Origin of the sequence: Lutibacter litoralis (assembly GCF_014646675.1) — a bacterium.
GTDB classification, from domain to species: Bacteria; Bacteroidota; Bacteroidia; order Flavobacteriales; family Flavobacteriaceae; genus Lutibacter; species Lutibacter litoralis.
Map to the genome: position 1 here is coordinate 54,171 of NZ_BMNS01000004.1, position 12,392 is coordinate 66,562.

Annotated in this window: 9 protein-coding genes; 6 read left to right on the forward strand and 3 right to left on the reverse strand. The window is 31.8% G+C overall.

The window, feature by feature from the left end:
- Positions 1 to 4: 4 nt before the first annotated feature.
- From fusA to rpsL, 3 genes are read right to left on the reverse strand one after another with little or no spacing between them, the layout of a single operon-like run.
- Positions 5 to 2,122 (reverse strand): elongation factor G, encoded by a 2,118-nt coding sequence (fusA, locus tag IEW75_RS07110; protein ID WP_134248796.1) that lies wholly within the window; start codon positions 2,120 to 2,122, stop codon positions 5 to 7.
- Between the two features lie 10 nt (positions 2,123 to 2,132).
- Positions 2,133 to 2,609 carry a 30S ribosomal protein S7 gene (rpsG, locus tag IEW75_RS07115; RefSeq protein ID WP_134248795.1) on the reverse strand — a complete coding sequence of 159 codons (477 nt, stop codon included), beginning with the start codon at positions 2,607 to 2,609 and terminating at the stop codon, positions 2,133 to 2,135.
- Between the two features lie 23 nt (positions 2,610 to 2,632).
- A complete protein-coding gene (gene rpsL, locus IEW75_RS07120) occupies positions 2,633 to 3,007 on the reverse strand; it encodes a 30S ribosomal protein S12 (RefSeq protein ID WP_068206887.1) in 375 nt (124 codons plus the stop codon).
- A gap of 217 nt (positions 3,008 to 3,224) precedes the next feature.
- On the opposite strand from rpsL, the gene IEW75_RS07125 reads away from it, so the two are divergent.
- The 6 genes from IEW75_RS07125 (at position 3,225) to IEW75_RS07150 (ending at position 12,206) form a co-directional block, all read left to right on the forward strand.
- Positions 3,225 to 4,844: a BamA/TamA family outer membrane protein gene (locus IEW75_RS07125; protein WP_134248794.1), complete on the forward strand. Its 1,620-nt coding sequence runs from the start codon at positions 3,225 to 3,227 to the stop codon at positions 4,842 to 4,844.
- A 190-nt stretch (positions 4,845 to 5,034) separates the two neighbouring features.
- A complete protein-coding gene (locus tag IEW75_RS07130; RefSeq protein WP_134248793.1) occupies positions 5,035 to 8,127 on the forward strand; it encodes a SusC/RagA family TonB-linked outer membrane protein in 3,093 nt (1,030 codons plus the stop codon).
- Positions 8,128 to 8,141: 14 nt separating this feature from the next.
- On the forward strand, positions 8,142 to 9,596 hold the full coding sequence (locus IEW75_RS07135) for a SusD/RagB family nutrient-binding outer membrane lipoprotein (protein WP_134248792.1): 1,455 nt from the start codon (positions 8,142 to 8,144) through the stop codon (positions 9,594 to 9,596).
- Positions 9,597 to 9,615: 19 nt separating this feature from the next.
- Positions 9,616 to 10,461 carry a hypothetical protein gene (locus IEW75_RS07140; protein WP_134248791.1) on the forward strand — a complete coding sequence of 282 codons (846 nt, stop codon included), beginning with the start codon at positions 9,616 to 9,618 and terminating at the stop codon, positions 10,459 to 10,461.
- Positions 10,462 to 10,485: 24 nt separating this feature from the next.
- Positions 10,486 to 11,334, forward strand: a complete 849-nt coding sequence (locus IEW75_RS07145; RefSeq protein ID WP_134248790.1) for a hypothetical protein — start codon at positions 10,486 to 10,488, stop codon at positions 11,332 to 11,334.
- 194 nt (positions 11,335 to 11,528) lie between these two features.
- Complete coding sequence (locus IEW75_RS07150) at positions 11,529 to 12,206, forward strand: MORN repeat-containing protein (RefSeq protein ID WP_134248789.1); 678 nt, start codon at positions 11,529 to 11,531, stop codon at positions 12,204 to 12,206.
- Positions 12,207 to 12,392: the final 186 nt, after the last annotated feature.

Here is a 12,392-nt window from a genome sequence, read left to right on the forward strand (position 1 = left end):
GAGATTAACCCTTTGCTTTTGCTATAACTTCTTCTGAAACGTTAGAAGGACATTGTTCATAATGTGAAAACTCCATAGAAGATGATGCTCTACCAGATGATAATGTTCTTAATGTAGTAACATAACCAAACATCTCTGATAATGGAACTGTTGCTTTTACAACTTTCGCTCCAGATCTATCGTCCATAGCATTTACCTGTCCTCTTCTTCTATTTAAATCTCCTACAATATCTCCCATATTTTCTTCAGGAGTTACAACGGTAATCTTCATAATAGGCTCAAGAATCACTGCTTTTGCAGCTTTTGCAGCAGCCTTATATCCCATTTTAGCAGCTAATTCAAATGATAATTGATCTGAATCCACTGCGTGGAAAGAACCATCATACAAAGTAACCTTTAAGCTATCCATTTCAAATCCAGCTAAAGGACCATTTTTCATAGCCGTTTTAAATCCTTTTTCAATTGAAGGAATAAATTCTTTAGGCACATTACCGCCTTTAATATTATTTTCAAATACTAATCCTATTTCACCTTCTGCTACAGGTTCCATAATAAATTTAATATCGGCAAATTTACCACGCCCACCTGATTGTTTCTTATAAACCTCACGATGATCGGCTTTCGCTGTAATCGCTTCTTTATATTCAACTTGTGGTTGACCTTCGTTTACTTCTACTTTAAATTCACGTTTTAAACGATCAACAATAATTTCTAAGTGTAATTCACCCATTCCAGAAATAATTGTTTGTCCAGAAGCTTCATCTGTTTTAACAGTAAATGTAGGATCCTCTTCAGCTAATTTACCTAAAGCCATACCTAATTTATCAACATCTGCTTTTGTTTTAGGCTCAACTGCAATACCAATTACTGGGTCAGGAAAATCCATAGACTCTAATACAATAGGATGTTTTTCATCACACATTGTATCACCCGTTTTAATGTCTTTAAATCCTACTCCTGCACCAATATCACCTGCTTCAATATAATCGATCGCATTTTGCTTGTTTGAGTGCATTTGATAAATTCTTGAAATACGTTCTTTTTTACCTGATCTACTATTGTATATATATGAACCAGCATCTAAACGTCCCGAGTAAGCTCTAAAAAATGCTAAACGACCAACATAAGGGTCTGTTGCAATTTTAAATGCTAAAGCAGCAAATGGCTCCTTTACACTTGGCTTACGAATTTCTTCTTCTTCAGTATTTGGATTAACACCAACTACACCTTCTTTATCTATTGGCGCTGGTAAATAACGACAAACAGCGTCTAATAAAAACTGTACACCCTTATTTTTAAATGCTGAACCACAAATCATTGGAATAATTGACATATCCATTACTGCAGCACGAAGTGCAGCATGCACTTCATCTTCAGTAATAGAATCTTCATCTTCCATATATTTTTCTAAAAGAGCTTCGTCATAAGCAGCAACTTCTTCAATTAATTTACCACGTAATTCGCGAGCCTCTTCTTTTAATTCCTCTGGAATGTCAACTACATCAAAAGTAGAACCTAGTGTTTGATCATGCCAAATAATTGCACGATTCTTAACTAAATCAACTACACCTTTAAAATTTTCTTCATCACCAATATTCATAACGATAGGCACTGCATTAGAACCTAACATTTCTTTAACTTGTTGGCAAACTCCTAAAAAATTAGAACCTTGACGGTCCATTTTATTTACGAAACCAATTCTAGGTACTTTATAATTATCAGCTAGTCTCCAGTTAGTTTCAGATTGTGGCTCAACACCATCAACTGCACTAAAAAGAAAAACCAAACCATCTAAAACACGTAATGAACGATTTACTTCAACCGTAAAATCAACGTGACCCGGTGTATCAATTATATTAAAGTGATATCCTTTTGCATCTTTAGTAGGCACTCCATTTTCCATAGGAAATTGCCATTCACAAGTAGTAGCAGCAGAAGTAATTGTAATACCTCTTTCTTGCTCTTGTTCCATCCAGTCCATTGTTGCAGCTCCATCATGAACTTCACCTAGTTTATGCGAAACCCCCGTATAATAAAGAATTCGCTCTGTACAGGTAGTTTTACCCGCATCAATATGAGCTGCAATTCCAATATTTCTTGTATATTTTAAATCTCTTGCCATCTTCTATTTATTAAAATCTAAGGTGAGAGAATGCTTTGTTAGCATCGGCCATTTTATGAACATCCATTCTTTTCTTAACAGCAGCACCTTCCTCTTTTGCAGCAGCTAAAACTTCAGCAGCTAAACGCTGAGCCATAGATTTTTCATTTCTTTTTCTTGAATAAGAAATTAACCATTTAATTGCCATAGACACCTTTCTATCTGGTCTAATTTGCATTGGAATTTGAAATGTTGCACCACCAACACGACGGCTACGCACTTCAACTTGAGGCATCACATTACTTAATGCATCTTTCCACAATTCTAATGATGTTTTCTCCTCGTCTTGTTTCTTTTGTTCTACGATATCTAAAGCATCGTAAAAAACTTTAAAAGCTACAGATTTTTTACCATCCCACATTAAGTTATTCACGAAACGTGTAACTAACTGATCGTTAAATTTTGGATCTGGTAAAAGAACTCTTTTTTTCGCCTTTCTTTTTCTCATGTCTTTACATTAAAGTTTTTAAATTACTTTTTAGGTGCTTTTGTACCGTATTTAGAGCGACGTTGTGTTCTTCCATCAACACCTGCAGTATCTAATGCTCCACGCACTATATGATACCTAACTCCTGGTAAATCTTTAACCCTTCCACCTCTAACTAATACTATCGAGTGCTCTTGTAAATTATGTCCTTCTCCTGGGATGTAAGCATTTACTTCATTACCATTTGTTAACCTAACCCTTGCAACTTTACGCATTGCAGAATTTGGTTTTTTTGGTGTCGTAGTGTAAACACGTGTACATACTCCTCTACGTTGAGGACATGAATTTAAAGCAGCCGATTTACTCTTCTTAGTTATTTTGGTTCTTCCTTTTCGTACTAATTGCGAAATTGTTGGCATACTAAAATCTTGTTATTAATTATTTTTAAATCTCCTAGGTTATTTCTAAGAGTGCGCAAATGTACAAATAATTTCTTGTTAATCAAATATGTAAATATTTTATTTTTACAATTTGTTTTTCACCATATATATAATGTATATTCACATTAAAATTTTAAATGATTTGAAACCCTATTTTAAGCTTCTTTTTGTTATAGTTTCTTTTACTATTTTCTCTATGAATATTTACTCTCAAAGTTTTGAATTAAAAATTCATTCAAAAAACAGTATCGACAGATCTATTGTAAATTCTATTACATATAAAAAGTATCATTTAAACAAAACATCCATTTTAAAAGAAATAGATTCCATTGCTGCAATTTTTTCAACTAAAGGCTTTATAAATAATGATTACACTTTGGAAGAAAATGACTCTTTAATAATATGTGTGTTTTCACTTAATAAAAGAATAAACGCAATACGAGTTTATTATAGTGACTTGGATTTAAAACCCGATTTGCTTAAAAAAATTTCTATTAGGTTTAATAATCATTATTTTGAAACCTCCCCAACAACAATTCAAGATAACCTTACCACAATAACCAAATATTACGAAAATCTGGGATTTACATTTGTAAAAGCATCTTTAAAAGATTTAAAATTAAAAAATAACATCATTGAAGCAACGCTTAACATAGAAACCTTTACTAAAAGAACAATAGATACAATTATAATAAGAGGTTACGATAAATTCCCTGAAAAATACTTGAAGCATTATTTAGAAATAAAGGAGAGTACTGTTTTTAACAACAACTCTCTTAATAAAATACAAACACAAATTAACAACATCCCTTTTGTTTCACAAATAAAAAATCCAGAGGTTTTATTTACTAAAGACTCCACCGCCCTTTACCTTTATCTAAATAAAAAAAACATAAGTCAATTTGAAGGCATTATAGGCTTTTCTAATTCAAAAAACAATTCATTAACTCTTAATGGTTATTTAAACTTAAATCTTACTAATATATTTGACAAAGGAGAACAAATTGATATAAACTGGAAAAATAATGGAGATAAAAACACTACGTTGAAAATAAATTTAAATACATCGTATATACTAAGGAGTAAATTTAGCCTAAATGGAAGCTTTAACATTTATAAAAAAGACACCATATTTAACACTCTAAATACAAATATTGCTTTAATCTACAATCTTAATAAAAACCATATAATAAAAAGTATTGCTAATCTTGAAAACTCTAATACTTTGGGAAATGAAAATATTAGCGGAGTTGAATCATACACAAAAAGACTTTACGGAATATCATATTTATACCAGCCAAAAAATTATTTATCTCGAAATATGATATCCATAGAACTAAACTATTCAATTGGTACTAGAAAAACACTGTTTAACAAGAGTAACCAATCTAAAGGAGTAGCTTTCATAAACTATATATGGAAGTTAAATAGTAAAAATCAAATTTTTATAAGAAATACGACAGAAATTCTTAATACTTCACAAATTTTCGAAAATGAATTATTTCTTATTGGTGGAATTAAATCAATTCGAGGTTTTGACGACCAAAGCATTTTAACTTCAAATTATAATTTAACTAATTTAGAATATATTTTTTATACAACTAAATCGAATTACCTATACACTATTTCCGATTTCGGTTTTATTAAAAACCAAATTAACAACACTTCAAATACACTAATTGGATTGGGACTTGGTTATAATTTTAAATCTAAAAATAGCAATGTAAATATAAGTTACGCTATTGGAAGGACTAAAAATCAACCATTTAAAATAAATAGTGCAAAAGTACATGTAACTCTATCTTACTATTTTTAATGGAATTTTATTTTAAAAAATAATATTAATAATATCACAACAAATAATTTCAATTTTCCCTAAAAGAAATCACACTGCTTTAACGTTCCTACAACCTTTTTTAACATAATTTAAGAATTTAACACTAAAAAGTTTGGAATATTAACATATTATTAAGATTTTTGGAATAATTAATTCAAATAATTATATAATGAAAACAAAGTTTAATGGTTTATTAACACTATTACTAGTGTTAATGGTGCAAGTTACTTTTGCACAGAAAAAAACTGTTACGGGTACAGTAACCGATGCAAGCGGACCACTTCCTGGTGTAACAGTTCTTATTAAAGGTACCAATACAGGTACTCAAACCGATTTTGACGGAAATTATTCAATCAGTGTTAAAGAAGGAGACATCCTTAAATTTAGCTATATTGGTATGAATACTACAGAGAAGATTGTCGGAACGTCAAATCAAATTAATGTTACAATGAACGAATCTGCGCAAGCATTAGAAGAAGTTGTTGTAACTGCTCTTGGTATTAAAAGAGAAAAAAGGGAGGTAACTTATCAAACTCAAAAGGTTTCTGATGAATCCCTAACGGTAGTTGCTCCTACAAGAGCCGCCTCTGCATTAGCAGGTAAAGTTGCTGGTTTACAAATTAACGTTCAAGACAACGGTGTAAACCCAAGCTCACAAATTATTTTGCGTGGATTACGTTCAGTTAGTGGAAGTAATAGTGCGTTAATTGTTATTGATGGTTCAGTTTCGACTCAAGGAGCTTTTGACGATTTAAATCCTCTTGATATTGCAAACATTAGTGTACTTAAAGGTGCAACTGCAGCCGCATTATATGGTTCAAATGCAGGTAATGGAGCTTTAATTGTAACTACAAAAAAAGGTAGTTTTGGAGGTAAACTAAAAGTAGGTATTAACACATCATATACTGCTGAAACTGTAGCCTATCTTCCAAAATTCCAATCTGAATATGGAACTGGTTGGGAAGGTGCTTATGATGCTGTTGAAAACACAAACTGGGGGCCCCGTTTTGACGGCACTTTACGTCAAATTGGACCAACATTTCCAGCTGACTATGGTTTAGCTACACAAATGGTTCCATATGCTCCAGTAAAAAATAATATGTTAGATTTCTTCGAAACTGGAGATACTTTTAACAATACAGTTTACTTAAGTGGTAGTAATGAAGATAGTTCTTTTTATGTTTCTGTTGGAGATCAAAGATCTGATGGTATTGTACCAGATGACACTTATAAAAGAAATACATTTAGAGTAAATGCTAGCAAAAAAATTGGTGATGTTACTTTAACTGCAAGTACAAGTTTCTTTAATGATGAAACTGATGTTGTTGGTGGTTCAATTGGAGATCAAGATAGACCTTTATATTGGTTTATTTTAAATACTGCTACAAATATACCTTTAACAGACTATAAAGACTGGCAAAATCCTTTAGGATATGGTTATGCAGATAACTACTTTAACGCATATTACCAAAATCCTTACTGGGCAATTGGTACAAACAGAAATACTGATGAAACAAGTCGTTTTGTTGGAAATTTCAACATTTCTTGGGATATTAAAGAGTGGTTGAACTTTACTGCTAGAATTGCTGCAAATAATGCTTGGGGTAATGGTAAAAATTGGAGAGCAGCACAAGAATATAATGCAGATTTACAACCAGCTGCTGGTGCGGTTTCATCTTTTGTTACAGATAGCGAATTCCAAAGTGCAATCTACAATGGTGATTTCTTGTTCAGTGGTAATTTTGAATTTGAAGATGACTTTACACTTAAATCAATACTTGGTGGTAACGTTTATCAATCAAAATATAGAACAAGTTCAATTAGAGCAAATAATTTAAGTATTCCAGACTTTTATGATATCTCAAATGGTACAGGAACTCCTGCAACAAATGCTGACGGAAATGAAAAAAGAAGTTTTGGTTTCTTTGCAGATTTAACATTTGGGTATAAGAATTACTTATTTTTAAATTTAGCTGGTAGAAATGACTGGACTTCAACACTTGCTTCAGATAGTAATAGTTACTTCTATCCTTCAGTAGGTGTATCTTTCGTGTTTACAGATGCAATTGAAGCGCTTCAAAATAATGATATTTTAAATTATGGAAAATTAACTTATAGTAATTCAACTGTCTATTCAGATTTAGATCCGTATAGAATTAACGAATCTTATTTTCAATCTGGTGGTTTTCCTTATGGAAGTATAAATGGTTTTGAGTTGGGTGGAACATCTATTGATGCAAACATTGCTAAAGAAAAAATTAACACAAATGAAATTGGTTTAAATCTTGGTTTTTTTAACAGTAGAGTATCTTTAGATGCTTCATATTTTAATACTGTTACTTCAGATTTAATAACCTTTACAACACCTTCAGTTGCTTCTGCTTCAACTCGTTTTTTAACAAACATTGGTGAATTAGAAGGAAATGGAATAGAACTTTCTTTAAGTGGTACTGTATTAAAATCTGAAGATTTTAGTTGGGACTTAAATATTAACTATACAAGTTCAGAAACTAAAGTTAATTCAATTAAAGAAGGATTAGATGAGATTGCCGTTACTACAACTGGTCAGTATGGAGTTTATGCTGTAGTTGGTGAGGCTTTCCCTCAAATAAAAGCAAATGTATATCAAAGAGATCCTCAAGGTAGAATTATTGTAGACGGTACTAGTGGGCACCCTTTAACTGAAGAAACTCTTCAAAATATGGGAAAAACTACACCTGATTATATTTTAGGCTTTAACTCTGTAGTTAATTACAAAGGGTTTACACTTAGTGGTACTTTAGATTATAGAACAGGGCATGTATATTACGAACAAGGATCTGATGCAATGGAGTTTACAGGTAGATCAATTGCCAGTGTTTCTGCTAACAGACAAGATTTTGTTATTCCTAATTCAGTTATTGAAACGAGTCCTGGAGTATACTCTGAAAACACAAATGTTCAAGTTGCAGGTGGACGACAAAACTATTGGACAGATGTTTATAATGATGTTAAATCTAACTATGTTAAAGATGCAACAGCATTAAAACTTAGAGAGATAGCTTTAAGTTACTCTTTACCTAAAGATGTTTTAGATAAGATTAAGTTAACTAAAGTTACTTTTGGTTTAATTGGTAGAAACCTTTTCACCAAATTACCTGAAGAAAACAGATTCTCTGATCCAGAATTTAATAATACAAATAGCAACGCTATTGGTATTGGTGGATATTTCCAATCGCCTCCTACAAAATCTTTTGGATTTAATGTAAATGTGGAATTCTAAAAAAAGATACAAAAATGAAAAATATAATAAAATATGCAAATTTGTTAATAGTAGTACTACTATTAGCTTCGTGCGAGGATTTTTTGGATGTAAATGTTGATCCAAACAACCCAACGGTGGTAACTCCAGAATTAGTTCTGCCAGTTGCTCAAAAATACAGTGCGAACCTTATTCAAGCTACCGATGGTGGTGGTAGAAGAGCGAACACAATTGGAAACATGTTAATGTATAACTGGAGTCAATCAGATGGTTTTGCTTGGTATCCAGATGAATTTAAATATAATGTAACTTCATCTTTTTATACAGGTATTTTCTCTAATTCTTATACGCAATCTCTAAAGCAGTATCAAATACTTACTCAATTAGATGAAAAATTTGATAACTATAAAGCAATTGGTATGATTATGAAAGCATATCATTTTCAACTTTTAGTTGACTTTTATGGTGATGTCCCTTATACAGAAGCTTTGTTAAGAAAAGAAAATGCAACTCCTGTTTATGATGATGCTGCATTTATTTATGAAGATTTAGTTGTTCAGTTATCAGCTGCTATTGAAGTAATTAATAATGCACCTAGTAGTGCCGTTGTGCCTGGAACTGATGATATTATGTTTGGAGGGGATATGACTGAATGGATTAAATTTGCAAATACGGTAAAATTAAGAATTGGTGTACGTTCATCTAACTCAGCAGTAATTTCAGAAGCATTTGCTCAAAGTGAAGGTTTTATTACTAGTGATGTTTTAGTAAACCCTGGTTATTCTAAAGATGCAGGCAAACAAAATCCATTTTGGAATTTATACGGCGCAGATGAATCTGAAACGTTAACTTTAACAAGTAAAGCGACTTGCGCAACTGACTTTGTAATTACTTATTTACAAAATACAGCGGATGCAAGAATTGATTATTTATATGAAAAACCTGCGACAGGACATTTAGGTGTTGTACAAGGTTTATTAGATTATGATACTCCAGTTGTAGATGCTTATATTCCAGAAAATGTTTCAAATATAGGCCCAGGGCTTCTTAAAAGTGAAACTATGGGTGCATGCATTTTTACCTTAGCAGAGAGTTATTTTAATCAAGCAGAAGCAGTTTTAAGCCAAGGTGGAGATGCACAGTCTTTATATGAAAGTGGTATTGAAGCTTCTTTTGACTATTTAGGAGCGAGCGGTGCTTCAGGATATTATGCACAACCAGTCGCCAATGTAAGCTGGGCTAATTCTAGTAATAAATTAGAAGCAATCATAACACAAAAATGGATTGCTACAAACGGTATTACAGCTGAACAATCATGGTTTGATTATAACAGAACTGGGTATCCTTCTAATTTACCAGTTTCTAGTCAAGCAAGTACAAGCGATAGACCAGTTCGTTTATATTACCCAGCAAGTGAATTATCTTCAAATGGAGGAAACGTACCTTCACAGCCAGATGCATTTACTGCTAAAATATTTTGGGCTAATTAATTTTAAAACATAGACTATTATGAAAAAAATAAAATATATATTAACTTTTATGATAAGCATTTCGTTTTTAACGTCTTGCTTTGATGACGAAACTGGTCTTGAGCTAAATGATCAAGGCAACAACGTAGCTGGTTTTACTAATGCTCGTGAAAATGTTTCGAAAATAGCAAGTGGTGACGAATACCAAGTTGCTTTAAAAATGAAATTGGAAGGTCCAACTGTTATGGATTTAACAAATGATGTAACTGTAACATTTGCAGCAGCGGCAGGTTCAACAGCTATAGAAGGTGTTCATTATAGAATAGACAATCCAACTACTACCCTTTCAAAAGCAAACAATTACCTAGGTTATGGACAGATTGTGATGTTAACAGACGGAATTGTTGCTCCTTTAGCAGGTCCAAGTCCAGTTCTAGTACTTATGGCAACTGCAACTAATGGAGAAAATAAAGTTGTTGCTAGTGGTAAATCAGTATCAGTTACTTTAAATTATGCGTGTGATTCTAATTTAGATGGAACATATACTGAAACTATTGATTATTGGAGAGGTGGTGCTTACCAAAGTACAACTACTAGAACAGTTACTTTTACAAAAACAGGAGTTGGAGAATACCGTACTTCACATGTTGGACACTGGACACCAGGACAACTTGGTGGTACTCCAGGAATGACATTTTATGATGTGTGTGGCGCTGTAAGTATCCCTGGCCAAAATTTAGTTGACTTATACTCTAACTGGGTTCAGGGTGTGTCTGGAGCATCATCAGTAGATCCAATGACAGGTGATATTTATATGGAATATACCATTGTTGTTCCACCTGCAACATCAGATAGGGTATATTATACAACCTTTGTTAAACAATAGTTTAATACTTAAATTTAAATAAAAATGAAAAAATATATAATATACAATTTATTAGGGCTTTTTCTACTTCTTTTTACATTCACTGCTTGTGAATTTGAAACGGCAGAACAAGATCCAAGTGACATAATAAGTCCTAATAATAAGCCAACTGTAACAGTCACATCTAATGCATCTGGTACAATTAATGAAGGTGAAACCGTAATTTATACAATTACGTTTGATAAACCAATTGAGCGTTCAGTAACATTTACGCCTATAATTAGTGGTTCATCTGACGATCATGATTATCTAATTGAAGCAGTAAGTGTGGCGCCATATACTACTTCAGTTCAATTACCAATTGAAGTTTTTGAAGATTATGAAATTGAAGGACAAGAAACTTTATCTGTTCAACTTGAAATTTCAAGTATTGCAGAAAAGAACTTGGTACATCCAGATACAGCATTCGCTCCTATAGACTTAACAATTAATGACTATGTTGATGACAACAAATTAGTAATTAATTTCTCTTGGGCTGAAGATATTGATTTTGATATCTTAGTATTTAGTGATACAGCTGCTTACCCAGCAACATTATGGGGAACTGGCGGTGCAACAGGAGCTAATCCTGAAATTGACACTTCTATTTGGTTAGACGATCCAGCTGGTGATTATTATGTGTGTATTTTAGATTGGTGGGAGGGAATCAATTTTGATTACACTTTTGATTTAGCTTTTCCAGATGGATCAGTCCAAACAATAACTGGCACCTTTGATGGGACTAACTATCCTTACACTAGTTTTACAGGTCCTTCAAGTTGGGGATCGCCAAGTGCATACAAAGTATTAAAAGTTGTTGTTAATGGAACTAATTTTGTAGTAACCAAATTATAACAATTAATAAAATTATTTTAAAAAGGCTTTCCAAATGGAAAGCCTTTTTTAGTTTAAACAATTAAATATATAGATATGTTAATTTAGGCATAAATTTTGAAATAAATTAATTTAAATTTTCAAATCAAGAAATTTATTTATTTTACATAAAATAAATAATAATTAATTAAATTTGATTACCAAAAAAACAATTTATGAAAACTCTTAAAATTATTTCGTTCTTTATTATAATATTTATTGCAATTCCCATATATGCTCAACAAAGTTGTAAAGTGCTAAAAGCTGATATCAATGAGCAATACCAAGGAGAATGCTCCAAAGGTTTAGCGCATGGTAAAGGTATTGCTAAAGGAATAAACACCTATGAAGGTCAATTTAAAAAAGGATTACCACATGGGAAGGGAATGATAATCTATGCCGACGGTAGTACTTATTCAGGTAATTGGAAAAAAGGCATGAGAAATGGTGAAGGGAAATTTTCAAAAATCGTGGATGGTAAAGATTCAATTGCAGACGGAATTTGGAAGAATGACAAATTTGTTGGTCAAAAGAAAGTAAAAGAATATGATGTTATTAAGAAAGTTGCAGTTACAAGATATATGATACGAAAAATTAGCGATAAGGGTAATCAAGTTACAGTTAGAGTTAAAAAAAATGGTATGTATGTAGCCACTACAAATAATATTAATGGTTCTAGCGGAAATTTAGTTTTTAGTCAAGGTAGAGCAATTTTTGAAAATATTGCTCTTTACCCATTTACATGTGATATGAATTATTCAATCCAAAATACCATGGGAGGTACATCAACCAGTGTTGAATTTCGTTTTAAAATTTTAGCTAAAGGAGATTGGTTAGTTGAACTATATCATTAACCTATCCTTTTTAACTAAAAATTTTTAATCTAAGTAAATTTCTTTTACTCTTAAAATTCCGAATTATTCTCAGAATAATCCGGAATTTTAATCTTTAACATATTTAGAAGCAACCTTCTAAAAAACTCTGCATCTATATTTTGATAAACATCCTACAATATTTTTAAAAATATTATAGTAAAACTA